The organism is Anaerotaenia torta (assembly GCF_050433395.1).
GTDB classification, from domain to species: domain Bacteria; phylum Bacillota; class Clostridia; order Lachnospirales; family Lachnospiraceae; genus Mobilitalea; species Mobilitalea torta.
The window spans coordinates 1-25957 of the sequence record NZ_JBNPXH010000007.1 but is presented as its reverse complement, the minus strand read 5'-3'; the positions used below and the strand labels follow the sequence as shown (position 1 = coordinate 25957).

Annotated in this window: 25 protein-coding genes; all 25 read right to left on the bottom strand. The window is 39.1% G+C overall.

Translation table 11 applies throughout. The annotated features are described in order from the left end of the window. Positions 1 to 38: 38 nt before the first annotated feature. On the bottom strand, positions 39 to 1244 hold the full coding sequence (locus HNQ56_RS12525; RefSeq protein ID WP_429146519.1) for a hypothetical protein: 1206 nt from the start codon (positions 1242 to 1244) through the stop codon (positions 39 to 41). A 98-nt stretch (positions 1245 to 1342) separates the two neighbouring features. Further along, the gene (gene yfcE / locus HNQ56_RS12520; protein WP_429146516.1) at positions 1343 to 1942 is read right to left on the bottom strand and encodes a phosphodiesterase; all 600 of its coding nucleotides are present in this window, start codon (positions 1940 to 1942) and stop codon (positions 1343 to 1345) included. 11 nt (positions 1943 to 1953) lie between these two features. Next, positions 1954 to 2928 (bottom strand): glycoside hydrolase family 88 protein, encoded by a 975-nt coding sequence (locus HNQ56_RS12515; protein WP_429146513.1) that lies wholly within the window; start codon positions 2926 to 2928, stop codon positions 1954 to 1956. Between the two features lie 683 nt (positions 2929 to 3611). Continuing rightward, positions 3612 to 3863: an IS66 family insertion sequence element accessory protein TnpA gene (gene tnpA / locus HNQ56_RS12510; protein ID WP_429146511.1), complete on the bottom strand. Its 252-nt coding sequence runs from the start codon at positions 3861 to 3863 to the stop codon at positions 3612 to 3614. A gap of 297 nt (positions 3864 to 4160) precedes the next feature. Continuing rightward, entirely contained in the window at positions 4161 to 5183 is a 1023-nt protein-coding gene (locus tag HNQ56_RS12505) for a Wzz/FepE/Etk N-terminal domain-containing protein (protein ID WP_429146508.1), read from the bottom strand. A 176-nt stretch (positions 5184 to 5359) separates the two neighbouring features. Next, positions 5360 to 6304, bottom strand: coding sequence for an ornithine cyclodeaminase (locus HNQ56_RS12500; protein WP_429146505.1), 945 nt, complete (start codon positions 6302 to 6304; stop codon positions 5360 to 5362). Between the two features lie 26 nt (positions 6305 to 6330). Next, positions 6331 to 8145: an aminotransferase class I/II-fold pyridoxal phosphate-dependent enzyme gene (locus tag HNQ56_RS12495; RefSeq protein ID WP_429146502.1), complete on the bottom strand. Its 1815-nt coding sequence runs from the start codon at positions 8143 to 8145 to the stop codon at positions 6331 to 6333. A gap of 68 nt (positions 8146 to 8213) precedes the next feature. Continuing rightward, positions 8214 to 9452 (bottom strand): nucleotide sugar dehydrogenase, encoded by a 1239-nt coding sequence (locus HNQ56_RS12490; RefSeq protein WP_429146499.1) that lies wholly within the window; start codon positions 9450 to 9452, stop codon positions 8214 to 8216. Positions 9453 to 9592: 140 nt separating this feature from the next. Then, positions 9593 to 10156: a dTDP-4-dehydrorhamnose 3,5-epimerase gene (gene rfbC, locus HNQ56_RS12485; RefSeq protein ID WP_429146497.1), complete on the bottom strand. Its 564-nt coding sequence runs from the start codon at positions 10154 to 10156 to the stop codon at positions 9593 to 9595. Positions 10157 to 10158: 2 nt separating this feature from the next. Further along, positions 10159 to 11043, bottom strand: coding sequence for a glucose-1-phosphate thymidylyltransferase RfbA (gene rfbA, locus HNQ56_RS12480; protein ID WP_429146494.1), 885 nt, complete (start codon positions 11041 to 11043; stop codon positions 10159 to 10161). After that, a complete protein-coding gene (locus tag HNQ56_RS12475; RefSeq protein ID WP_429146491.1) occupies positions 11040 to 11882 on the bottom strand; it encodes a LicD family protein in 843 nt (280 codons plus the stop codon). The genes rfbA and HNQ56_RS12475 overlap by 4 nt, the downstream gene beginning before the upstream one ends. Beyond that, positions 11882 to 13318, bottom strand: coding sequence for a lipopolysaccharide biosynthesis protein (locus HNQ56_RS12470; RefSeq protein ID WP_429146488.1), 1437 nt, complete (start codon positions 13316 to 13318; stop codon positions 11882 to 11884). The genes HNQ56_RS12475 and HNQ56_RS12470 overlap by 1 nt, the downstream gene beginning before the upstream one ends. Beyond that, a complete protein-coding gene (locus tag HNQ56_RS12465; RefSeq protein ID WP_429146485.1) occupies positions 13308 to 14528 on the bottom strand; it encodes a hypothetical protein in 1221 nt (406 codons plus the stop codon). The genes HNQ56_RS12470 and HNQ56_RS12465 overlap by 11 nt, the downstream gene beginning before the upstream one ends. Before the next feature lie 22 nt (positions 14529 to 14550). Further along, positions 14551 to 15522 carry a glycosyltransferase gene (locus HNQ56_RS12460; RefSeq protein WP_429146482.1) on the bottom strand — a complete coding sequence of 324 codons (972 nt, stop codon included), beginning with the start codon at positions 15520 to 15522 and terminating at the stop codon, positions 14551 to 14553. An 8-nt stretch (positions 15523 to 15530) separates the two neighbouring features. Beyond that, a complete protein-coding gene (locus HNQ56_RS12455; RefSeq protein WP_429146480.1) occupies positions 15531 to 16361 on the bottom strand; it encodes a hypothetical protein in 831 nt (276 codons plus the stop codon). A 9-nt stretch (positions 16362 to 16370) separates the two neighbouring features. After that, positions 16371 to 17135, bottom strand: coding sequence for a glycosyltransferase family 2 protein (locus tag HNQ56_RS12450; RefSeq protein ID WP_429146477.1), 765 nt, complete (start codon positions 17133 to 17135; stop codon positions 16371 to 16373). Between the two features lie 23 nt (positions 17136 to 17158). Then, on the bottom strand, positions 17159 to 17989 hold the full coding sequence (locus HNQ56_RS12445; RefSeq protein ID WP_429146475.1) for a hypothetical protein: 831 nt from the start codon (positions 17987 to 17989) through the stop codon (positions 17159 to 17161). Continuing rightward, positions 17986 to 18708 carry a sugar transferase gene (locus HNQ56_RS12440; RefSeq protein WP_429146472.1) on the bottom strand — a complete coding sequence of 241 codons (723 nt, stop codon included), beginning with the start codon at positions 18706 to 18708 and terminating at the stop codon, positions 17986 to 17988. Before HNQ56_RS12440 ends, HNQ56_RS12445 begins: the two co-directional genes overlap by 4 nt. Beyond that, positions 18709 to 19839, bottom strand: coding sequence for a DegT/DnrJ/EryC1/StrS family aminotransferase (locus tag HNQ56_RS12435; RefSeq protein ID WP_429146469.1), 1131 nt, complete (start codon positions 19837 to 19839; stop codon positions 18709 to 18711). 5 nt (positions 19840 to 19844) lie between these two features. Beyond that, on the bottom strand, positions 19845 to 21719 hold the full coding sequence (locus HNQ56_RS12430) for a polysaccharide biosynthesis protein (protein WP_429146468.1): 1875 nt from the start codon (positions 21717 to 21719) through the stop codon (positions 19845 to 19847). Between the two features lie 89 nt (positions 21720 to 21808). After that, complete coding sequence (locus tag HNQ56_RS12425) at positions 21809 to 22126, bottom strand: hypothetical protein (protein ID WP_429146466.1); 318 nt, start codon at positions 22124 to 22126, stop codon at positions 21809 to 21811. A gap of 114 nt (positions 22127 to 22240) precedes the next feature. Next, on the bottom strand, positions 22241 to 23083 hold the full coding sequence (larE, locus tag HNQ56_RS12420) for an ATP-dependent sacrificial sulfur transferase LarE (RefSeq protein WP_429146463.1): 843 nt from the start codon (positions 23081 to 23083) through the stop codon (positions 22241 to 22243). Positions 23084 to 23111: 28 nt separating this feature from the next. Next, the gene (larC, locus tag HNQ56_RS12415) at positions 23112 to 24614 is read right to left on the bottom strand and encodes a nickel pincer cofactor biosynthesis protein LarC (protein ID WP_429147057.1); all 1503 of its coding nucleotides are present in this window, start codon (positions 24612 to 24614) and stop codon (positions 23112 to 23114) included. 160 nt (positions 24615 to 24774) lie between these two features. Further along, positions 24775 to 25530: a nickel pincer cofactor biosynthesis protein LarB gene (gene larB, locus HNQ56_RS12410; RefSeq protein ID WP_429146460.1), complete on the bottom strand. Its 756-nt coding sequence runs from the start codon at positions 25528 to 25530 to the stop codon at positions 24775 to 24777. Positions 25531 to 25787: 257 nt separating this feature from the next. After that, positions 25788 to 25868 carry an SHOCT domain-containing protein gene (locus tag HNQ56_RS23835; protein ID WP_488167875.1) on the bottom strand — a complete coding sequence of 27 codons (81 nt, stop codon included), beginning with the start codon at positions 25866 to 25868 and terminating at the stop codon, positions 25788 to 25790. Positions 25869 to 25957 lie beyond the last annotated feature (89 nt).

The following is a 25957-nucleotide window of genomic DNA, read 5'->3' as shown; positions in this document are numbered from 1 at the left end:
TACTTGATATTGATATCTTAAGCCTCTGTTATTTCATGCTATTTAACCATTTTATCATAATCAAAGTTAAAATCAACACGCTGTCCGTCTCCTGTTATACGAATGATACTTGCACCCAGGGCACTGACCGTAATGTTCTCATATATATTATCATACTTTTTCATGCATACACCATTTTCATCACAAAATTCAACTGTTGCCTGCCCTTCCAGGTATAACGTTCCATAGATGCCGGTTGGTTTCTTTTTAATATAGCTTTGTAAATACTCGAAACCTTTACGAAGATCAAATACAATAGAATCTTTATAAATACAATTAATATAATAGTAGAAGGAGGAGTATGGTCCCAGTATCGGATAATTTTCTATGGTTTTATATTTGGTATAGTCTGATACATAATAACTGGGAATGATATTATCCTTCTCTTTTTCATACCAGGCTCCAAACTTTGTAAAGACATCCTTTCCATATAAGCCTTTCACAAACTTTATTGTGTCATTGACGCTCAGCTGGGTTCCTTTGCTATAACCGGCACCCGCCTTCTTCATAATATTTTTATATTCAGTTTTGGATACCTGTGTATGAAGGTAGTAATAAAACCGGTATCCTAATAGATAGTTCTCCCATTCATCTACTTTTTTCAATAAATCTTCCACATTCTTTTTGTTAGGCTCTATTGCCATAGTCTGCATATTAAAACCCACGCTGCTATAACAAAAGACTGATTTTTTCTCATCTAATATTTTCATGGAAAGATAGGTCGTGAAGCCTTCCGTCATAAAGGTGGACAACCTTACCGAGTTGCTATTCCGGAATTGAATGCAGTGAAGCAGTTCGTGGACTAATGCATAGGTTTCTCCCGCACGCAACAGGAGATCGCCGGGTGAACTTGTTGCTCCATCATAGCCCCCTTGCGCCGAGGTTAACTCAACACCTACCTTGTAACCGTTTCTTTTAACATTAACAATTACCTTTGCCTCATTCCCCTTTGGATAAAAGGATAATTTGGTTTCTTTTTCGATGATACTCATGATATTTTCTACGTCTTCTAATGCTGTATCAGGAACATAAACATCCTTTTCAACACAAAGCTTAACACGCTTTGATTCATAAACCGTGTCCTTCGTTGTAATCGTATAGCCTCCCAGTTTAAACTTAGGGATCTTTGCTGCTTTGGCTGTATCAGCCGGAATTAATGAAACCAATACACTGAATAGCAGCACAAAGCTAATAACCTTCTTCATAATCATTTCCCCCAACCTAATATACTTGTTTTCCTGACTTCCCTCTATAACTGCCTTCATGCGGCTCAGCAACTCAGCGGCATTTGAAAACGGAGGTCTCATCTGCCATAATGCAGAAACTCTTTTCCATTTTCAAGCTCTTTCCAGATAAATTCCCTCCCCTCCATTATCATATAGGAATTGGCACTGTTCTCTTTCGGTATGGAAACAGAACCTGGGTTCATGGATAGATACCCCTTATCCGCTGACTGCAGCAGATAGGCTGCCGGCAATGGCTGCTCTGCCGGCAACGGATGTTTTGCACATCTCGGCACGTGGGTGTGCCCATACAGCAGGATATCCCCCTCCTGCAGGGGCGGCAGGTTGTCATCATTATATTTATGCCCATGGGTGGCATAGATTCTGTGGCCGTCAATCCAGAGCAGTGCATAGTCTGACATAATTGGAAATTCCAGAACCATTTGATCCACCTCTGTGTCGCAATTCCCTCTTACACATAATATCTTATCCTTCATTCCGTTCAACATTGCAATTACCTCCTTGGGAGCGTAATCCCTGGGAAGATCATTGCGGGGGCCGTGATACAGAAGGTCTCCAAGAAGAAGCAGCCTGTCTGCCCTCTCCCTGTGAAAGGCTTCCGTCATAAGCCTGCAATAGTAAGAAGAACCGTGTACATCCGATGCGATCATTAATTTCATTCCAATCATCCTCACTCTCCGTAAAAATCTCTGGCTGCCGCCTCCATCAACAGGAAGAAGGCCTGCCCCTCCGCCGCCACACCCGGAGCGTTAAAATGAGGCATGCCACAGACTTCCCGCACGAAACCGTATTCGTCCACCATAGAATAGGCTGCGGCTCTGGCCTTATCTGCATATATAAGATAGCTTTCCTCTAAATACCCGGCTTTGACGCCCCGGTAGATGGCATAGGCCAGCATCTGGCCTGTATTGGTCTCCTTAAATGAGGACGGTTCGTCAAGAACATCATTAAAAAAGCCGTCCTCATGCTGATACTGCAGGCATCCCCTCAAGACCTGTTTTACATAAGCTATCAGGTATTCCTTATCCTCCTGATGCTCGTCCTTCAACATGGCAATCAACCGGGTCATTCCCGCCACGGCCCAGCCATTGCCCACGCCCCAGAAGGCCTCACGGCCAAAGCATTTCTTCTTACCGTCCCATATATGGGACAGCAGCCGCTTGTCTTCGTGATAGAGGTAACGCCGGAACCCTTTGATCTGCTTCATTGCCTCTGCCACATCCCCATATCTGCATAAAAAGGGTGGAACCATATAATATGCATCCACCCAAAGCTGCTTCTCTGCCCAACCGCTGTCAAAATGATATAATACTCCGTCCTCTGTTCTGGGCGCCCGAAGCTTTAGATATTCGTAAAGCCGGTCCGCCGCCTGCTGCAGATGGGGATTCCCGGTAAATACCGCTGCTTCCATTAAGGTCTCACCAATAGCCGCCGTGTCGCTCACTGCTTCATTCTTCTCCATAGCACCAAGGCGGCCGTCCTCGGCACTGCGAAGCACGGCTGCCTCACAAAGCCGGATAACCTCCTCCGTCAGGCCTTCGTATTCATAAATCGCCTGGGCCGCACAGCCCTGCTCCCATTGAAACCTCTGAATGCATAGCATGGCTGATTTTACCTTGTGTATTATTTCAGGATTTGATTTCATTGTTGTTAGCCCTGTCCTTTCTGGGGATTCCCTTGTATTAGGTGTTGTTAATATTATTTTACACAGGATTTACCCGCATTGTTAATGCTGACTAACACATTTAGATATATCACTTTATTGAGTATTATGAGATTCCTGCAGACAGGAATAGCCCGGCGAATGCTGTATATGGATGCACTTTCCATTCTTCGGATGATTTACAAGCAAGCTTCTGGCAGTGAACACCACTACATACAACTATTATAGAATTTTTTCAGGATAAATACAATCTATAATCCCGATGCTTATCATGCATACCATAATGTCGCTGTCAATTTTTCGGAATATTCAGTATAATTCTTCTTGATTAACGCATTTCTAAAAACCTTCGATGACTGCTGATTATTGTGCTTGCTAAGTGCAATGTTTCGTTCGCTGAAGTTCAGACTTTTTAGTCTGATGATTTCGCGATATTTGGTCATGATTATGACCTCCTTCATCTGTATTTACACCAAAGGGTGCATATCTACAGTATAAAGGAATCTATGTAACAGTTTCTATGAATCCGATATCGTGATTTCCACAACCGGAATGATGGTTTCCTAATTACCGGAATAGTGGCTCCATACCCGGAACAATGGCTCTGCCATACCGGAAGGGTGGCTCAAAGTAAGCCGGAATACTCATCCTTCAGTTTCCGACTATCATGCCCACAGAAAAGATAAAGAGCATTGGCATATGGATCCATCTGGTAGGTATCCCGAATGCGAAGCTTCTGATATTGGACAGGCGCTATTTCGAAATCGTCGGATATGATAGTAAAAGCTACTACGCCCGATTTGATGCAAATCACACCAATCCTTGTCACTCATTCCACTGGTGCGGCAATCCTGTATGAGATCCAGCCATTCCTCCCTATCAGTACGTCTCGGCTGTCTCTGTTCTTTTTGAACCATTCTAGTCCAACTCCTTTAAGTGTATTAGAGTGAATTAGGACAGTGGTTAAAATAGAATTGAACCAAACGAGTCCGAAGTCCAAAATCCCAGAACAGGATGAATTTTCACTCTTGTAAAGGGATTATCGCATAGATTTGGAGAGCTGAAAAACCGGTGGGTTATTCATCGCATACGAATTATTTATATCTAATTCTCACCAAGAAGGTGGTATTTATTACCAAAGACACAAACTATTTTACACTACCATATAAAAGGCAGAGGCATGTTCTTTTGCCTCTGCTCTATGTGTATCTACATTACAATTCATTTTTCCAGTATGCACGGAATAAGACTACAAACACACCCATCATCCCTCCAAGCACTACACCTATTACAACATTCCTTGCATTGCTTGGACTGGTCTTTTGTGTCGGAGCTACTAATTCAGAAGGCATATAGATATTTGAATCTACTATGCTAACTAAATTAACAGTGATATTTTCTGTCTTGCCATTCTTATAATAGTTCACAATAGACTCTTTCTCTTCTTCTAATTGAGACAAATACTGCTTCATAATATTAATTGAACTTATTAGATCATTAATCTTCTGCTGATTACTAATAATATCAGATTCGACTCTAATATAGTTTGGATTAATAGTATCTTCAGGAAGAATATAATTTCCATCCTTGCCCAGGTAATCAATTACATCCAGATTTGCTGTCTTATATTCTCTTTTAATCTGAGAGAGGAGTTTTTGATTCTCTTGTAATAATAATTGTTCTTTTGTCAAAGTGGTCTCTAGAGTTATCAGCTCCACAGAAAAATTATTATAAAAATAATTAACTGTCCGTTCTTTTAACATGGCATCTATAAACTTAATATAATTATCATATAAAGCATTGGCCAAATAAAGAGATTCCTCCGGTGTATCAGCAGATACTACAAATGTGAAACTAGTCGAATCCTTATCGGCCGCTTTTATTGATATCCTCTTACTCAACTCATTTACAGTTACTTCCTGGCTAAACTGCATATCTTCAATCGTATTTAACAACACTTCATTGCTTTTCAAAAGCTGGAGATATTGATCATTAGCAGAAAGAGGGAGTATGTAATCTCCATATCTGGTATGATAGTTCTCCGGCATATTGATGATAATATTAGCACTTGTATCATAAACCGGCGAGATAAAAAAAACACTAATTATCCCGGCCAATACGGTAAATACCATTGTTATACTAATAATGCTGTATTTCCTCTTCCAACAGACCATTAGGAGGTCCTTGAAAACAATTTCATTCTCCATATGATCATCCTGATGCTGATTACTATTCATTAATAAACTCCTCTTCCATAATAAATTATTTGTATTTGTCAATCAAAAATCAAAGTAATAGTATTCCACACTCTATCAATTATAACAATATATATTATAAAGTTCAATGGTTAAATTGAATATACGAGAGTACTTATGAATGTACTTTTATATACTCCCAATCCGAAAATAGTAAATTACACCCAAAACTTTTCTATCGGTGCATTAAGCGATACATCAGGACAAGTATTACCAATCATCTCATATATCTTACCTGCAAAATATATGTCATGTAAGGCAATTCCAATATTGTAAGCTAATATCCTTTCTTTGTAGTTTTCTCTGCCTGGCTTGTTCCCACATACGACATCCGAAACCTCTGAAAAAAACTTAAACCTATCAAAATATTTGAAACTCTTGACATGATTTGTATCATCTGCAAAAACCTTATCAAAGAAAAGATCACAATTTGTAAAGCCTCTTGTGTGTATTGGCACCACCAATACACCTTCTTTGTAGAATTTGCCCTGACAAATATCCTCTTCAAATACAGTCGCTGCCGAAATGATAACATCGCTATTTTCAATGACATCTTCAAAAGAATCATAATAGAGAAACTTTACATTCGAGTATGCTTCAAATTCTTTTGCGAACAGGTCGTGCTGGTCCTTGTACTTTTTCAGTTTTATTGTTAATTGACGTTCTGGATAAATCGCAAGAAGCACCTTAAGTGTAGCTCTTGCTGTATTACCCAATCCAATTAATCCCATAAGCGAAAAATCATCACGTGCAAGTAACTTTACTGCATGCGCTGCGACTGCACCTGTACGCATGGCTGTTATCCAGTTACCATCCATCAACGCCACATTCTCACCAGTATCTATATCATACAACAAAATTTCACTATCCAGACTAGGCTTTCTATCCGGATATCTTGTTACGAGTTTTACTCCTCCCCACTTTTCAGAAGGAATAATGGCAGGCATTGTATTGTAAAATACCCCATGTATACAAGGTTTTAAACTTATCTTTGCAGGAAGAAGAGCCTCTCTCTTTCCGACAATAGCATCAGACACCCAATTATAACACTGCAACGGTGTGATGCCTAAATCCATAATTTGATCGAATGATATAATTTTCATGTTTTCATCTCCATCTAATGTATCATTTACTTCAAAACCTCTTTTAATGCTGCCACTAATCTTGCGTTATCCTCATTATTGCGCACTGCAATGCGAATATAATGTCTGCCATCCTTTTTTATCTTGTTAGATAAATCTTTAATAAATAGATTGTATTTCAATAGAAGAACCTTCGTAAGTTCCTTAGAAGTCATGCCTTTTGTAATCTCAACCATCACATAATTTGCTTGAGAAGGTATCACTCGTAAAGCTGAAATTTCGTTCAAATCCTCCACAAAGCGTTTACGCACTTCTTTAATTTTTACAAGAGCAGCAACATAATCCTTCTTGTATTTCTCTTCAATCTGCATATAGAATTCACCAAAGGAGTTAATATTCCAGATTGCAACATTCCTTTTCATGGCGACAATAATCGTCTCATCAGCAGATACCAAAATACCCAGGCGAATTCCTGGAACACCATAAGATTTTGAAATCGACTTTATGATTACAAGCCCAGGGTGCTGACTAACAATCTCTTCTGTAATCAATGTATTATCTGTTTCCTCCGCAAAATCCGCGAAGGATTCATCTACAATGATTCTGATCTTCTTTTGCTCACACCAAGATGCCAATCGAAGTACGTCTGATCTCAAGATATAATTTCCGCTAGGATTATCCGGATTAACTAGAATTAACGTGCTAATTTCCTTGTCACTGAAAAATCGCATCAAATCATCTGCCGTATATGAAAGATTATCATTATCCGGAGTGAACACAATACTATTCTCTTTGTCATAACGATTCAGGTATTCATCAAATGTTGGACAGACAAACCCAACCTTCCCTTTAATTTCTTCCATTAAGCATTTGATCAGTTCTGCGGCACCATTACCTACCACTATATGTTCCTGGTGAATACCAAAATTTTTGGCTGCAAGAAGGCTGTTTACTTTCATTCCAGACGGATACTGTGTCAGTAATGTTTCAAAACTGGCTTTTATCTCGTTCATCAACTTCTTTGGAGGAAAGTATGGATTTACAAGATAACAGAAATCCAAAAGGTTCGGATATCTCCAATATCCACCGTATCTTGCCTGTATGCTGGCAACTTTCTCATCACCATCTGGGGCAAACATAGATGACGCAATATCCAAATCCTGAACATCGTCAATCTCATACCAAAGTTGCCCTTCCAATTTCTTCGCCTTGATTTCCGGATCATCCAACATAGTAATTACACGTAATACTTGCTCATAATATTCGTTATTACCAAGTGCCTTTGAATATGCATCTAGAAATGGCACGTAATGTGTCTCTGAAAAGTGCTTGCTGAACTTATAGATATTAACCGTCTTATAGTAATATGGAATATCTTCAAACATAAACTTATTCCCTGGAACAAAGGCCTCAATTGTATCATCTTCGCCTATTTTGATACAAGTACCATCCATCCAGCTTTCATATTTATCAACTAGTGCTAATGTTTTCCTTGGGTCGTCCAATAATGTTCGCAAAACACTATCCTCAAAAATCAAATCCGATTCAAGGAGAAGTGTATCCTCTTTTAATAAATACTCCTTTGCCAGCGCAAGCGAATATATATTATTTGTTCTGTCATAAATAGGATTGTCCACAAAATATATGGGAGTTCGTATAGCAAGCGTTGATATATAATCTATCAATTTTCTCCCCTCATAACCTACAACAATAACTATACGAGAAAGATATAGTTCATCCAATTGATGAAGTACACGTTCAATTAATGTAACCCCGTTCACCTTTACCATGCATTTTGTATTGTCCTGCGTAAGATCCCTTAATCGTTTTCCCATTCCTGCCGCTAAAATCAATCCCTGCATATTCTATACCTCCGTATTACATTTGTTTATTTTCATCTAAAACTTAATTTTGGGAGATTATGTTTTTTTCAGTCTCTTCTGAAAATATCCCTCGTATAAACTTTCTCCGCTACATCATCAAGGCAAATGTCATAGCGATTGGCTATAATACTGTCACTCAATCTCTTAAATTCATCAAGATCATTAACAACCTTGCTTCCGAAAAAAGTAACACCATCTTCAAGAGCAGGCTCATATATAATTACAGATGCCCCTTTAGCTTTAATTCTCTTCATAACACCTTGAATAGAACTTTGACGGAAGTTATCAGAATTACTCTTCATTGTAAGCCGATAAACGCCAACAGTAACAGAATGTTCTTTATTTTCATCCCATTTTCCACCATCTGAATATCCATAATATCCTGCTTTCTGGAGTACACGGTCTGCGATAAAATCTTTTCTAGTACGGTTAGATTCTACAATTGCTTCAATCAAATTTTCGGGAACATCAGTATAGTTTGCAAGAAGCTGCTTTGTATCCTTAGGCAAGCAATAACCGCCATAACCAAACGATGGGTTATTATAATGTGTTCCAATACGAGGGTCAAGGCCGACACCGTCAATAATTGCTTTTGTATCTAGTCCCTTCATCTCAGCATATGTATCAAGTTCGTTAAAGAACGAAACACGTAATGCGAGATATGTATTTGAAAACAGTTTCACCGCTTCTGCTTCTGTAAATCCCATAAAGAGCGTATCGATATCCTCTTTTATTGCACCCTCTTGCAACAACATGGCAAATGTATGCGCAGCTTCAACCAGTCGCTCATCCTTCATATCCGTTCCGACAATAATACGAGACGGATATAAATTATCATATAGGGCTGTTGATTCTCTCAAAAATTCAGGACTGAAAATAATATTCTTGCTACCTGTCTTCTTCCGGATACTTTCTGTATAACCAACTGGAATCGTCGACTTAATAACTATAATAGCATTGGGATTACAAGCCATCACTAAATCAATAACTGTTTCAACCGCACTCGTATCAAAAAAGTTTTTCTCAGGATCGTAATTCGTAGGAGATGCAATAATAATGATATCAGCATTGGAATAAGCTTTCTCCGAATCTAATGTCGCTGTTAAATCCAGTTCTTTTATGGCTAAATACTCTTCAATCTCCGCATCTTGAAGCGGAGACCTTCTTTTATTGATCTTTTCAACTTTTTCAGGAATAATATCAACTGCTGTTACTTTATTATGCTGTGCCAACAGAACAGCCAAAGATAACCCCACATATCCTGTACCTGCTATTGCTATGTTCAATTAATTAACCTCCCGTTCATTTAGCATTTATATATCCATTATGGATTATCAAATCTATAACCTTGCAGTGGTCTTCAACATAGAACCAATCCCTTACATTTTTACGTAAATCTGGTGCTGCCTGTAACAATTACTCATCCTTAGCTTTTGCCATAGACGAAATTACAATCGCTGTCATCCAATAGCGGAGACGTTGTATCTTTTATGCTGAGTAGCTCTTCGATTACCTCCCCCCACTCAACACCAATGGTCGGATCGTTAAATCGGATACCTCTGTCACACTCCTTGTTATAAAGGTTGTCACACTTGTAACAAAATTCTACATCATCTGTCAGAGTCTTGAAGCCATGACCAAAACCTCTTGGAATCATGAACATTCTTTTATTCTCTGCAGACAACTCTACCGCAACCCATTGCTTATATGTTGGGCTTCCTTTACGAAGGTCAACAGCAACATCAAGCACGGCGCCCTTCGTTACACGGACAAGCTTCGCCTGTACCTTCGGTGCATTTTGAAAGTGAATGCCACGAAGCGTTCCCTTCTGTGCAGAAAAGCTTTGATTGTCCTGTACAAAATCGTAGTTCAATCCCATTTCTTCAAAGTTTCTGGTAGACCATGTTTCCATAAAATAACCGCGGTGATCATCGAAAACTTGAGGTTCTATGATATAAACTCCTGGTAGCTTTGTTTCAATCTTTGTCATAATCAATACCTTATCTTTCCATCAGCGACTGCTTTGAGATGTGCACCATACGGAGATTTCCCATACCTGGCGGCAGACTCAAGTAATTTCTGTTTATCAATCCAGCCGTTCTTATAAGCAATTTCTTCTAGTGCGGAAATCTGGATACCCTGTCTTTTTTCAATCATCTGCACAAAATCTGCTGCCTCAAACAAACTGTCCATTGTTCCTGTATCAAGCCAAGCAAAGCCACGGCCTAATAGCTGAACATCAAGAAGCCCTTCCTGTAGATACATATCGTTTAGCATTGTAATCTCCAGCTCACCTCTTGCAGATGGCTTCACCACCTTTGCTTTCTCACTCACACCTGCCGGATAGAAGTAGAGTCCGGTGATACAGTAGTTACTCTTCGGTTTCTGTGGCTTTTCTTCAACTGAGAGTACTTTGCCGTTTGTATCAAACTCTACAATACCAAAACGTTCTGGATCAGTGACATAGTATCCGAAGATAGTTGCACGACCATTCAAAGCATTTTCTACAGATGCTTTCAAGATTCCACTGAATCCGTTCCCATAAAAAATGTTATCACCCAGTACCATCGCGCCGGCTTCACCATTCAAAAACTCTTCACCCAGGATAAATGCTTGAGCAAGTCCATCTGGTGAAGATTGCACCTTATAAGTAAGGTTAATGCCGAATTGATTGCCATCACCTAAGAGACTCTCAAATCTAGGGGTATCAGTTGGTGTGGAAATGATAAGGAGATCCTTTATCCCCGCAAGCATCATTGTGGACAATGGGTAGTAAATCATTGGTTTGTCATAAACCGGCAGGAGCTGCTTTGACGTTACCATTGTCAACGGATAGAGACGGGTTCCTGCGCCGCCTGCAAGAATAATACCTTTCATTTTTCCCCTCCAAACTTCTGTAATTCTTTTATATATGCTTTATAGTAGTGATGACCTATTCTTTTCTCTTCTGGTGGTAATTTCATATAGTCACCATATATAATTCTCAACACCTCATCATAATTTTTGAATATTCTAAATTCTGCATCTTCAAACTTCGCATATATGTAGCTTTCAAAATCCGATCTGTTCTGAGACCATTGAGACGATGTGCCCCAAATTGTGCAATATGATAAGTTATCCTTCTCAAATATATGCTTCCGGGATTCTGTATCAAGATGCTTTATTATCTGCTTTAACCCAAATACGTTAGTGTAGCAGTATAACAAAAACTTGACAATATTTCTTTTCAATCCTCCCGGACTTTTCTCAAAATAGTTTCTTCCCCCTGAGGAAATGATGGAAATGTCGTTACTGTTTCTTTTACATATTTCCTTTGCTTCTTCTTTCGTATTTCCGCAACCATCAAACGGATATATGTCTACAAAGACACCAAGGCCATAATCTTTTTTTCCTTCATAATTCACATAAAATCTTGAGTCACTCACCCTTGCAATTGGGAAAATATAACTCTTGTTTGTTGTGTAATGCATTAGCTCTAAAGGCTGTATTTCATTAGCATGATTCCTACAGTAACTCAGAAAACGTTCATAATCAGGACGTGGCATAACCACATCTAGATCATCATCCCACGGGATAAATCCCTCATGCCTGATTGCGCCAATAAGTGTCCCATAATGCAAAAAGTATCTTATATTTTCCTTTTCACAAATATTGGCAACGACTTTAAGAATATCAAGTTCAACTTTTTGGATTTCTTGTAGACTCAATTCACGCATCACGTTTCCCTTTCTTCTGCCTTCTTCCCTTTAGGCTTAATGCTTAGCATCTGTACCGCCTCCATTATCGTTGTTCTATTCATAAAGTATAGGAGTGCCGATACCAATAGCAATATGGCTATTCTAATCAGTATATTCTTAATAAAGATTATATCTAAAGCTGTAACTCCACATGTTATTAAAATCACAGATGACATCTTAGCAATATCAAAAGGAAACTTTGAAAGTCTGCCAGCGATGAAAACGTGAAGCAAAAAGTAAACTACATATGTAGCTAAAGTAACATATGATGCAGCTTCATAACCAAACTTTCGAACACAAACATAGTTCAAAGCAATGTTCAATAGTGCTGCCAACATTGAGCCTAAAGCAATAAATTTTGTTTTCTTTTCGTAATATTCAATAGATGAAGGAAAATAATATAAAAACAAGAAATACATGCTCAATACTGCTGACGGAACAATATATATTGCATCCCAATATGCTTTTGACCCAAGAATATACACTGCTTCAGCCGAAAAAGTGTTAATTCCAATTATCAAGATAGAAAAGAGCAGTAAATACTGCAGAGCTCTTTTCTTAACTACCTCATTGTCTCTTTTAAAATTTTCATAAAACCACGGTCCCCAAGCAGTATCTAATGAAGTTCCTAACACTTGCGGAATAAGTGCAATTGTATACGCAAATCCGAATATTCCAGCTTCAGAATTACCAACAACCCTTTGTACGATGATCTTCCCAAATTGAGCCAATATGACTTGCGAAAGTCCATGCGGAATTATTGGAAGACTATATGAAATGCCGAACTTTATATAATCTTTTGTGAGTCTAGGTCGTCTTTTAGAAAAGAGCATCTTCAAAACGATGAAGCCAACAAGAGCGGCAGCAACAGCCGTTCCAGCTATACGTCCGACGTATCTTTGGTTTTTAAATATTGTAAAAATAAGCAGAAGCGAAAATATAATATTTCCAAAGGACGAAATAAACGATAAGGTTAAATATTTTTTGTATTCATATGAAATACTAAGATAGCTGTTGTAAACAAGAATTATAGAACTTGCAAAGCCGTTAATAATCATCAAGAGTGCTGGGACTTTACCAATTTCAAGGGGATCAAATCCGACCGCACCAGAAATACCCCATATTGCAATAGATACAACAAGCAGGACTACCTGAAAGCTACACACTGCTGAGGCATAATCGTCTAGTTTTCCTGGGTATTCTATATTAGCGGATTTTATGCTTGAATGAAGGCACAAACCTATTACCATCGCTAAAATAGATTCATATGAAACAAAAGTTGAATATAATCCATAATCATTTGTAGTTAGAACCCTTGTAAAAATTGGTGTGGATATAAAGGCAATTCCTCTTATCAACATGTTGCCTATGGAATATCCCATACCAGCCTTAAGTACTTTACTTCTACTTGCCATCGTCTAAATCACCTTTGCTTATACTTAATAACACACTTCGCTTCAACAATGATTCTCTTTTTTTACTCATTCCACAACTATAAACAATTATATATGCCATGAAGGAAGTAGATGTAACCAGCAGGGGATTTGTAAAAGCAACCGCCAAATAACCAACATATACTATCAATAGCCATCTTTCATTCTTGATAAGCCATTTTATGGGTCTTATTAGAAAATAAGCCAAGAAGGAAAAGCCGATAATACCCACCTGTCTAAAGTAATCAAAATAACTCACTTCTACAACATCAACATATGCATTTCTTCCAGATGAGTAAAAATAGCTTCCAACACCGGATCCAAATATATACCTATAAGGCGCCTTATTGAGATGATCAAAAATTGATGTTATAGCAGCAATTTTTATTGATTCTGATCTGTCATACTTCAGTGTATTTAAAGCCGTCAAACGATCAATTATATTCGGAAGAATAATGAGTGAAGCCCCAAAAACTAGCATTATTACAATCATCTTCTTCATCGGAGTCCTAGAACATATTAACGGAATCGCAGCCGTAACGAATAGGGCAACTAAAAGGTTAGCTCGAGTACCACAGGCAAAAAACGCTAATAGCAAAATCGCAGCGTGAAAATATTTTTTATGGTAAAGCGTATACCCATACGTAAAGAATATTAATGGAGAGGATTTATAAAAAATCGAATATCCAAATGTTGCAAGTGAACCTTTCCCCCACTGCAATTCATTCATATTGCTCAAGAAAAGAACAAGTGGATTTCTATAAATTGAAACAAGGCCAAAGACATCAGCCAAAAATATAAAATCTGTTATTAACGCCACTATTGTTGTTGCAAATATAAATGGTTTTTTTAGATCAATATTATATTTTTCCACTACAGGTATAAGCAGTACGAAAACCCAAACATAACTGTATGATAGTGCACCGTAAATCGTACTATTACCAATCGTTATGGATACTAAGGTTGTAACTAGTGGATACATTATTCCGTAAACAGCGAGGATAATACTATCTTTCTGCTTCAATGCACTAATAATCGCCGGAGAGCAAACCACCAACGTAAAAAAAAGTATTATCTCTTTTATATTAATTTTGTCAGCAGGAAAAAGGACGCAATATATTACTGTCAATCCAACCATAATACTATGCAGACTAAATGGTATATCTCCCTTTCTGCGTTGAATTTGTTCCATATTCTAACCCTTGCCTCCCTTATCATCCTTGATTGGTAATTCTGGTTATATAGTCTTTTATTATAATCTGTTTATGATTATATTCATACTTCTGATACCACTTTATGCTTTTAATTGGAAAGAAAAAACCATTGTTACAATCAATAAATCGGTTTCTTTCCTTGAGAAAACTCACATAATCATTTAGTATGGAAAGGCTCTCCTCATCCGTTTCATCGAAAACTCTTTTAATTACCTCTCTTATCATAAGTTCTCTTTTTTTAACTTTGATAGCATATAACTTTCTATTTTTCAAAGCAGCGCAAATGTTTGTAGTAGTGCCCACGACATTATTTCCATGTTGCCTGTACAAAACGCACTTTTCTTTTATAGCCACAATACTTCCCACGTTAGCAGCAATAATAGCTATCCAGCTATCATGGATCGCATTTTGAGAGAGTGGCATGACCTTATTTCTAAAGTCTCTTGAAATACACATACACATTCCTGTAACTATGTTATGCCTTATGAGTATAGAAATCAGCTCAATGTTTCCTTTTCCGTATACTTTGACGTCTTCTAACTGTTCATATCCAACAGACTCCCAAAGCAACGGCCGCCCTTCATCATTAAGTTTTGCATCCACAATTTGAGCATTCGAAAATGCCATGCATGTCTGATGTTTTTCCATTTGTTGTATGACTATTTCTATTTTATTGGGAAGCCACACATCATCCTGATCCGAAAAAAAAATATAATCACAATCGCACGCAGCTAGTCCTTTTTGAAAATTTTCTGCTACTGACAACTGTACTTCACTTGTAAGGACTTCGAATGGTATATCTCCCCCTGAAAGAATCTCATTACATATTTCAACAGTTAAATCCAAAGACTTTCCGTCTGAAACTATAATCAGATCTGGTTTTTTAGATTGATTAATTATACTCACAAGCTGTTCTGCTACATATTTTTGACCATTATATGTAGCAACAACAACGCCAATTGTTTTACCCATTCGTCAGTTCAACCTTTCAGCATGTTGGAATAAAAGTTCTTATACAGAAAGTAGAAAGAATCTTTAAACCATTTATGCTTTTTCGCATTATTGATTGTCCCAGTTACTTGGTTTTCATTGTGTACCACAGATAAGTTATTATCAAAAAACACCTTCTTTCCGTTCGCTTTTGTCACTTCTGCAACAAGGAGTTCTTCCTCATACATAAAGATTTCGTCTTTTACCTCTATAATCTTCTCGATGCACTCTTTCCGTAGTAAGAAACAACTTCCGTGAACTGCATATACAAATTTCGAATCTAGGATCTCATTATTGGCCTTTTTCAATCTGCTTTTAACGCCTGCTAGCCAGAAGTAGAGATTAAAGGTTACTGGATTAGAGTAGGCAAATCGCCATGTATTAATCATCCTATTAGAGGGGGGCAGTATCAAAAATGGGTTTTGATGAGCACCAGTTGTCTTAAGCGTGATGTCTGGTCCTACACACCATATATCTTCATCGTTAATTCCTTTGGAAAACTTTTCAAAGAAGCTATCTTTTTCAAAGATAAGATCAGTATTGCTTATCATCGCCCAATCATATTCGTTCTCTCTTGAATATTCCGACAAGCCATATAGGCAACCATGTAAATATCCTAAGTTTACCTTAGGATTGTACACTGCGGTCTGTACCGAAACATCATTAAGCTTCTTTTCCAAATCTGAGGAACTGCTGCAGCTATTGCAACTAACTAACAGACATAAATTTTCACTTATCCTCTGGTGACTTAATTGTTCTGCGAAGGCAATTATCTCATCTTCATTGTTGTAACAAGCTACAGAAATTACTATATCCACCATTATTATTTTTCATCCTTTAACCACATACTTCAACTTCTTATAAAAGCCAAATCCCATATTCCGGCAAGTATTAAATACCGCCATTACAGTGTTCTGTCCTTCTGCATTTTTAAATAACTTGTAGTGCCATTTGATAAGCTCTTTATAACTGTGAGTGCTTATTGACCCATTTCTTCCTCTCCGGTATTTTGCCAAAGTTTCATTCAACAAAAAACAGTCGGCCTTCTGACATACCTTCAGCCACATGGCATAATCATTGTTTTTCCTAATATCAACTACTTGTATTAACCCAATAATCTCTGCATCATACATAACCGTCAGACATCCAGGCCAACAATAGTTAAACATGTCTGTTTTTGTAATTTTATTTGGTCCAGTTACTATTACGCCAAGTTCATTGCCATCAGCATCTATCTCAACATAACCCGTGTAGGAGAAGTGATAATCATTCCTCTCCATGAACTCTATCTGCTTTTCTAACTTCTCCGGTAGCCATAAGTCATCGCTGTCTAGAAATGCAATCCATTTTCCTTTTGCCTCTCTTAAGGCATGATTTCTGGTTACAGCAGCCCCACTATTATACTCATTTTTCAGGTAGCGAATTCTTTTATCCGAAAACTGTCTAACTACTTCGTCTGTATTATCCGTGGAACAATCATCTACAATGATAAGCTCCCAATTATGATATGTCTGATTGATAACACTATTTATAGTTTCTTCAATATAATTGCCTGTGTTATATGATGGCATTATGATTGATACCAATATTTTCATCTTGTATTCCTCTTGTATAATAATTAAAAACCTCGTACAGCCTCTTCAATCTTTAAAACACCAATAATATTATGGATAATATTGCATTTATCATATCTTTCAATAATCCTTCTAAAAGGAAATAACAACATAATAATAGGCTTTATCCACCATCTGTATTTTACGTTTAACTTACAATAGGCCTTTCTAAATCCAAAATACTTGTATAGATAATCTTGAAAGTGAGTTTCATGAGAAATGCTTTTTTCTCCATCAACAAGATAATATCCTTGAGAAAATCTATCATTCAAATCTGTAATAACTTTATACACCAGTGCTGAATTAACACCGTTCTTCTCATATTCTGGTATTGTTTTTAAAACATTGAAATTTGCATAATCAGAATAAGTCGTTAAAATCGCATATCCACATAATTTGTTTTCTTCAACACTGAACGCTCCATATACATGTGCCTCATCCCACCGCCTTATCGATTCAATAAAACTATCATGATTGATATTAGGCCTATATTTCTCTGGATACGCTAAAAACGCCTCGGATTGCACAGCAAATAATTGTTCTGCGTATTCATTGGGATCAATGATCCTACATTCAAAGTTTTTTAGGCCTTTATTAATTTCATATCGTCTTTTTGCTTTTAAATCTGATATATTAAACGGTGTATCTTTTATACACCACCACCAATTTGTTTCATATCCACAATCAAAGTCTGATGTCCACCGGGCAAGTAATGGTGTTCCTCCTATATTCTTCCATTTCTTTTCATGATTAATTGACCCTAAGTCAACTTCTGCATGAGGGGCAGTATTGGGTATTATTGCATGGTTATAATACTTCCATTTTTCTTGATTCATTTGTCTCCCTCTGCTAATAATTCTAATGCCTGTTGCTGTTTTAAATCATATGTTGTTTTTGATATAAATCCTCTATGAAGGAGATAATCCCCAAAATCCTCTGTTGTTGCCATGTCGCCAGTATTTATATCTTCCTTACTAATTACCTTTTTGGCCGTCAAAAACATAATTTTCCAATCTAATGCACACGAAATTTCCCTGGTATACTCCAGATCAAGAGCCAACTTTCCTTCCCACTCGACATTATTTCTCCCATTTATCTGTGCCCATCCTGTGAGTCCAGGAAGAATATCATGTCTCTTTCTCTGATCAGGTGTCATAAACACCATATCTCTTACAAGCTGAGGACGCGGACCAACAATGCTCATATTTCCTTTTAATATATTAAATAACTCCGGTAACTCATCCAATGATGTAGCTCTTAACGTTTTCCCAAATTTAGTAAGTCGAATTGAATCCGGCAACAACTCTCCATTCTCATCTTTTTCATCTGTCATTGTCCTAAACTTATACATGATAAAAATTTTTTCATTCAGCCCAGGTCTCTTTTGCTTAAATAACACCGGGCTCCCCAACTTCACTCTTACCAGAATTCCAACAATGACCAACACTGGACTCAAAACCACAATTGCTATTAGAGACAATATAATGTCCGTCAGTCTCTTTATATACTTTCGATAAATACCGCCTTTTCGGGCTTTTACTCTTACTAAGCTCATTTACCACAGTCCTCTAATAATGCTACATACCCTCTCAAGATCCTTGTCTGTCATCTTTGTATCACTCGGTAAACATACTCCATTCTCAAACAATTCTTTTCCAACGTTCCCACCGATGTAATCATATTCCGCAAAGAATGGTTGCATATGCATCGGCTTCCAAACAGGCCTTGATTCAATGTTGTCTACTTCTAATGCCTCCATCACATTGATCGGTCTAATCTTTCCCTTCAGAAGCATCACACTTAGCCAATAATTCGGCTCATTCCAATCATTAATTGGCATGAAGTCCACTCCTTCCAGATCACCCAGCTCTCTTTTATAATATTCAAATATGTATCTCTTCTTCTCTACCCTCTGATCTAATATCCTAAGCTGTCCTCTACCAATGCCCGCCACGACATTGCTCATGCGATAATTAAAACCTAATTCACTATGCTGATAGTGTCTAGCCGGGTCTCTGGATTGAGTAGACCAGAAACGAATTTTCTTAATTCTCTCTTCATCACCAGAAACAACCACTCCTCCGCCCGAAGTTGTAATTATTTTATTTCCATTAAAACTGAATATACCAAATTTGCCGAAAGTACCCGTGGCTTTTCCTTTATAGTAAGTGCCTAATGATTCTGCAGCATCTTCAATAACGGCTACATTATGCCTATTACATATTGCCATGATTTTATCCATATCAGCAGATAGACCATACAAATGCACGACTAAAACAGCTTTCACCCGATCACCGTATTTATCCAAAGCCTCTTCAAGAGCATTCGGATCCATATTCCAAGTTGTATAATCACTATCAATAAAGACAGGTGTTGCATTCTGGTAGATAATAGGATTGGCTGTGGCAGAAAACGTAAGAGTCGGACAGAATACAATATCACCTTTTCCAACACCTGCCGCTTTAAGCGCAAGATGTATCGCCCCAGTACCGGAAGCCAGGGCAACTGCATGCTTTGACCCCACTCTGTTTGCCAGTTCCTTTTCAAATTCAACAACATTCGTCCCAAGCGGCGCAATCCAGTTGGAATCAAATGCCTCCTGTATATACTGCATCTCATAGCCTTCCTCACTCATGTGGGGGGAAGCAAGCCATATCTTTTCTTTATCATCTATGCTTTCTGGCATTGTAGTTATCCTTCCTTCGTCTGTACTTTCTTATATATGTAAGTAGGAACAATCTTTCGAATCTTTTTTCTAATCTCCAGTGGCTCCAGCGGACATATTTCCTTCAACTCTTCCAGCTGCTGCAGGAACTTGTCCTCATCAAATTCAATGGGCTTTCCAATATGTATCATATTATTCTGTGTATCCTCCAAGCCTTCTTCATCCATGAGCAGCTCTTCATACAGCTTCTCACCTGGCCGAAGTCCAGTGAATTCTATCATGATATCCTCATAAGGCTTATATCCAGATAATCGAATCAGATTTTCTGCCAGGTCAAGGATCTTAACAGGCTCTCCCATATCCAGGACAAATATCTCTCCGCCTTTCGCATAGGCTCCAGCTTGTAACACCAAGGACACCGCCTCCGGAATAGTCATGAAGTATCGAATAATATTTGGATCTGTTACAGTCACCGGGCCTCCGGCAGCAATCTGTTTTTTAAATAATGGAATGACACTTCCGTTAGATCCCAATACATTTCCAAAACGAACTGCAACAAATTCCGTATTTGACCGGTTGTTATAGGTCTGTACAATCATTTCACAAATACGCTTTGAGGCTCCCATGATATTCGTAGGATTAACCGCCTTATCCGTTGATATAAGAACAAATTTCTCCGTCCCATACAAATCCGCCGCTTGAACTGTCTTCCATGTCCCTAGGACATTATTCTTAACCGCCTCATTAGGGCTGTCCTCCATCAAAGGAACATGTTTATGCGCTGCCGCATGGTATACAATCTGAGGCCGATAGGTTTTAAAGATATAATTCATTCTTGCAGAATTCCTTACGGATGCAATTAACACTACCAGATCAAGCTCCGGGTATTTCTTATGTAACTCCTGCTGAATATCATAAGCATTGTTCTCATAAATGTCAACAATGATAAGCTGCTTCGGATTCTTAGAGGCCAACTGGCGGCACAATTCACTGCCAATGGAACCACCTCCGCCCGTAACCAGTATCACCTTCTCTTCCACATATTCCATAATAGAATCCAGATCAATTTTAATCGAATCCCTCCCCAGTAAGTCTTCTACTTCTACATTACGCAGGTTGCTTACAGAGACTTCATTATTCATGAATTGATAGATTCCCGGAAGTATCTTCAGCTCACACTCCGTCTGATTGCATATCGCAACAATCTCTCTAATAATCCTCTTGGATACGGAAGGCATTGCAATTATAATCTCATCAATATGATAAATATTCACACAATCAAGGATATTATTCCGGGTACCCGTCACCTTTATACCATGTATGTAGCTTCCTTGCTTCACCGGTGAATCATCTATAACACATTTTACAACAGTATTGCTAATATGCTCGCTAGTATTGATTTCTTTAATAATGGCATTTGCCGCATCCCCCGCCCCGATAATCATAACATTATGAGCAGCACCATTCCCTCGGATACTTTGGATGGCAGAGCGAATAAACCGATAGGAAAACCGTACACCCAAGGTAAGCAAAAGCAATACGCCGGCATAAAGAAAATAATAGCTCCTTGGAACACGCAGATCCAACAGCCGAAGACCTGCAAATTGGAAAATTGCCGATAACATACATGCTGAGAACACATTCTGCATCTCTGTAATACTGGCATATCTCCACAAGCTATGATATAGTTTAAGCAGATAAAATGTCAAAAGTGTGACAAGTAAATTAATCGGAAGGTAAGTCCAAACCGATTCAAGAAATACCTTATCCACTTTTGAAGGATCCAAATCAAAACGGAGCAAAAGCCCCATGCCGCTGGATACTATTATAACAACAATATCGCACAGGAACAAGAACAGTCTCCTGACCACCAATTTCTTATCTATTATTTTCTTAACCATCTGTCATCCTCGCCTTGCCGTCTTCTTAATATCCACGCATAAAGAGAACCCTACATCTATGGCAGTGTTCCCATGGACAAAGGTTCCCTCTATCTATCATATGCTTCTATTTCTATGTACTGAGCCCCTTGCTCCATTTCTTCCGCTGTCAATATCTCTTCTGTCAATGCTGCTTCCATTTCTGCTTCTGGGATATTCCGATGTAATATGTCATTATAAGCCCCCATCCGCTGTTTATACCGTTCCTTCAGAGCTTCCCGTTCTACCAGCTCCATATTGATATAGGAATCATAATCCACATCGAATGGTTCAATATCCGGGTTCCCGCAATGAAAACAATATGCACTGGGTCTTCTGGAGACCATCCTTACATTATAGCACTTAGGGCATATGAACATGCGCAGCATACGATCACTCCTCTTTGCAATTACTAAGTCACATTATACTATGTCTGGCGAGGAATGTAAACCTTTTACGAAAAATTTTGTATATTAGCGGTTTTTAGGATTTTTATTTTATTCTTAATTTTGAGGAATGTTAATGTCCATACTGCCGGAACGGAAGCCTTCCATATCCATGGTAATATAATGAAATCCCATGTCCTTCAGCATGCTGACACAGGCTTCCCGATGCTCAACCATACGGATAAAGTCCTCTTGATCAACTTCAACTCTCACTATATCTCCATGCAAACGCAGGCGTACATTATAGAAACCGACTTCCCTGAGAAAGCTCTCTCCCCTATCAAGCTTTGCTAATATCTCTGTATCCAGCTTTGTACCATAGGGCAGGCGGGTTGCCAGACAAGGTGCGGAGGGACGGTTCGAAGAAAGTATGCCCAGATCAGCGGCCAGTGACCGGATCTGTGCCTTTGTAATCTCCAACTCCAGAAGGGGACTGTGTATTCCCAGCTCTTCCAGCGCTTTCATTCCAGGCCGGTAAGAGTTCTTATCATCATAATTGGTTCCGTCTACCAGATAATGATACCCTTCCCTTTCGGCACAATTGGTCAGCGTTCGAAACAGCAGGCTTTTACATCGGTAACACCGGTCAATTGGGTTGTTCACTATCTCGGGATCCGAGAATTCATCCACTAATATAATCTTATGCAATGCACCGTATTTGGAGGCTATCGCTTTGGCTGTCTGCAGCTCCCCCTGGGGATGGAGCTTCGTCTTAAATGTGACTGCTAGTACAGGTTGTTCTAAGGAACTGCCGATATCACAGGCCACTTTCAGCAGTAAACTGCTGTCCACACCTCCGGAAAAGGCAATGGCAATTCCTTCATCGGCATGTTCCCTCATGTGAAGCGCCAGCTTCAGGTAAATATCCTTGTTTTCGTTCTTCTTTTGTTTATCGCTCATATTCTAATCCCTCATATTCCTAATCAACTTAAGAGTGGCTTGTCTCCAAATTACTTATCGCATTCTGAACCGCTTGATTTACAGTATTATAATCCTGCCCGCTCTTCCTGCACAACTCCTTTACACTTTCGTATTCCGGATAATAGAAGCTCTTGTCCTTATAGTCACAAACCTTTATCTGAACCTCTCCGTATCTGGTTGTCAGAGTCATAAGCCTCCGTGGAAGGGTGGAACGGACAGCCGGAGTTTTACGTATCCCTATGGTTGTGGTATGGAGGAATATCATCTCTTCCATCTGTCCTATCTTCTCTTCATCGCATATCACCGACAGCATATAGGCCGGACGGTTTTTCTTCATATAGATCGGGGTATAAAAGACATCCCTGGCTCCCTGCTGAAATAAGAGCTCCATGGCATGGGATAGCGCTTCTCCGGTGCAGTCATCCAGATTTGCCTCTAAGATCCATACTCTGTCAGATAATGTGGCAGAGGAGGATGCAGTCTCTTCCACCAGCATGGCACGGAGCAATCCGCTGGCTCCGGTGTAATGCCTTTTACCGGCACCCAGTCCGATCTTCTGCACCCTGATACTCCGGGGCAGTTCTTCCCTGGTCCGGATTGCCGCTGCAATCGCAACGCCCGTCGGTGTGATCAGCTCACCCGCTACTTTGGTAATGTGAATGGGAAGCTGATATTCTGAGGCTATATTGATTACAGCAGGTACCGGTATCGGCAGTATTCCATGCTGGCAGCCGATGCTGCCAGTCCCCTCATAGAGCTCTGATACCACAACTTCCGTAATATTCAGATTGTCCAGACAGATTGCCGCGGCGACAATATCTACGATAGAGTCAACCGCTCCTACTTCATGAAAATGAACCTCTTCGACGGGTTTTCCATGGGCTTTCGATTCAGCTTTGGCAACAATGGTAAATATCCGTTTTGCTATCGCTTTAGCATTCTCTGTGATGGAGGAGAGATCAATAATATCACAAATCATACGAAGATTACGGTGGTCATGATGCCCATACTGTATCGGCATAACCTCCATATTCTGATCATCCCCTTGGTCCTTCCCGTGAAAATGACTGTGGTTATGATCATGCTTATGTTCATGATCGCAGTTATGGTCGTGATCATGGCTATGCCCATGATCGTGGCCAACTTCGCCGTTGTAACTACACTTATGATCGTGGCTATGTTTATGGTCGTGACTATATTCATAATCATGATTATGTTCGTGGCCATGGCTATGTCCATCATCGGGGTTATGTTCATGATCGTGATTATGTCCATGACCATGGTTATGTCCATCATCGTGATTATATCCGTCACCATGGTTGTGCTCATCATCATGGCTATGTCCATGTGCCTGATCTTCATCCAGAATCACATCAAAATCACAGGCATCAATACTATTCTTTGTCCTTCTTCCGATAACAATCCGATACCCTTCCACATTCAGACTCTTCAGCCCCTCCAGCAATACTTTCTGATCAGCTCCAAGATCCAGTAATGCTGCTACCGTCATATCTCCGCTAATACCGGAATAACATTCCAAGTATAAGATTTTATTTGCCATACTATTACCTGCTTTCTTTCTCCAGCCCATAATTATGATTTATATAATTTTATCTATAATACTTAATCCGGGATATCTAATACCATTTTATAATCCGCATGCTGCCGGATCAATCCACCGAACTTCCCACTGCCAGCCGGTTTATCTGAGTGGCAAGATAACCTGCTCCAAATCCATTATCTATATTCACTACAGCGATTCCCTCCGCGCATGAGTTGATCATCGTCAGTAAAGCGGACAATCCTCCAAAGTTGGCTCCATAACCAACGGACGTCGGTACCGCAATGACCGGCTTGTCCACCAGCCCTGCCACTACTCCGGCCAATGCCCCCTCCATCCCTGCAACCGCAATGATGGAATTAGCCTGACGGATATCCTCCACCTTGGAGAGCAGCCGGTGAATCCCTGCAACACCGACATCATAGACCCGAAGCACATTGCTTCCGAAAAATTCCGCTGTCTGGGCCGCTTCTTCTGCCACCGGAATATCGGAGGTGCCTCCGGTACATATAGCAACACAGCCCGTCCTTTCCCTGGTTTGCCTCTGTATAGACAGTATCCTTGAGATCGGATCGTATTCTGCCATTGGCAGCACCTGCCTCACCGCCTCATATTGCTCCGCCGATGCCCTTGTCCCAAGGACATCCGTATCATGCTCATAAAACCGTTTAAATATGTTAACCAGATGCTCTGTGGCCTTCCCCTGGCAAAATACTACCTCTCCAAAACCGGACCGCAGCGCTCTGTGATGATCCAGCTTGGCATATCCCATATCCTCATAGGGCAGCTTTTTTAATATTTCTTCCGCCTGATCCATTGATATCTCATCACTTTTTACCCTCGCCAAAAAGTCGCGAATATCCATTCTTATCCTCCTTGTATCCTGCACGGCAAGCTGTATTTTATTTCATGCAGGCACCTTTCCTCTAATCACAGCCTTTCTGTAATCTGATATTTATCATAGCATAGTCCGTGATTATCCGTCCATTGCTTTTCTGAAATATTTTTTGTGTTTTCTAAACAAAGACCTCTAAGATAATAAATATATAAATCTTTTAATTTAGGGGAAAACGTTTCAAGATTCAAAATATTTATTTTGTCATATTCTTCCTTTATAATAAGTCATTGTTCTAACAATTTATTTAGCACTCTCAATGAAATTTTATACTTCACTTCATTTTGTATCTGTTCCTTAGTTGTTATTCGGCATTTTACCTGATCTAGATTTCTTCTATTTCATGCAAATAAAAAGAAGGTACTGAATAAAAGATTCTGTTGCATTTTGCGTCAGA